This window comes from Azospirillum sp. B506 (assembly GCF_000333595.1).
Lineage (GTDB): Bacteria > Pseudomonadota > Alphaproteobacteria > Azospirillales > Azospirillaceae > Azospirillum.
Window position 1 is genome coordinate 1 of record NZ_BADK01000492.1, and the last position, 962, is coordinate 962.

The 962-nt window shown below is 61.1% G+C and carries 1 protein-coding gene; it reads left to right on the forward strand.

Annotated elements, in window-relative coordinates; genetic code table 11:
• Positions 1-464 precede the first annotated feature (464 nt).
• Positions 465-908, forward strand: coding sequence for a serine hydrolase (locus tag I71_RS36000; RefSeq protein WP_083897178.1), 444 nt, complete (start codon positions 465-467; stop codon positions 906-908).
• The last annotated feature ends 54 nt before the right edge of the window (positions 909-962 follow it).

The window sequence follows — 962 nt, forward strand, 5'->3', positions numbered from 1 at the left end:
AACCGCTTCACTCCCACCCCAGTTCAAAGATGATCCCTCGCCGCGGTATCGAATGCGAAACGTCGAGGTCATAAGCAGGTGCGTCGAGGATCGGCAGACGGGAGCCCAGCAGCCCCAAAGGCAGACGACCTTTATCTCCAGCCTGCCACTCCGCCCTGTCACCGGACTGATATGGCAAGCCGTCCAGTGGCTCCGCGTCTCGCATCCGCGAACAGCCACACCCGTATGTAGACAAAAGTATCTAGACATGGTTGTCTACATATGTCACGATACATGCAACTCGACCTTCCGGCCTGCTGTCACCAGCAGGCCGACCTACCGTTCAAGCTGACAGAGATCTCGATTGTCAGGGGATCCGTTCCCTTGTTGCACAAAGGCGTGCCGGTGATTCTCCGCAGGCGCGCCGGACCATGCCGGTCAAGCTCTCGAAGGCGAATCATCGAAAAAGAGGAAGTTGAAACAGAATGCCTGCCGCAATCACCCGTCGTTTTTTCCTGATGGCCTCAGGAATAGCGATTCCAGGACTGTTCGGGTCGGGCGCTCAGGCCGATGATGGCCGCCGAAGCATCGAAGCACGGCTCAAGGAACTCGAGATCCGGAGCGGTGGACGCCTGGGTGTCGCCGTGCTGAATGTCGCGACCGGCCGACTGGTCGGCCACCGCATCGACGAGCGCTTCGCGATGTGCAGCACGGTCAAAGCATTGGTGGCGGCCTTCGTTCTGGCACGGGTCGATCGGGGCGAGGAGCGGCTCGACCGTCGTGTCGTTTTCACCGAACGCGATTTGGTGCCTCCCTCCAAGGCGACCAAACCTCATGTCGGCCCCGAGGGCATGACGATAGCGCGGCGGACGAGCGGGCCGGCTTGTTGCTCCGGCTGGAGGCTTTGGAGGTTCTTGTCGCCCGGATGAGAAACGAACCGACCGCAGCGCCGGTCATCGCGGATAATGCCGACGCGGTGCGGC

Coding starts and splice junctions, on each gene's coding strand:
- I71_RS36000 (WP_083897178.1), top strand. CDS start 465: ATGCCTGCCGCAATCACCCGTCGTTTTTTCCTGATGGCCTCAGGAATA.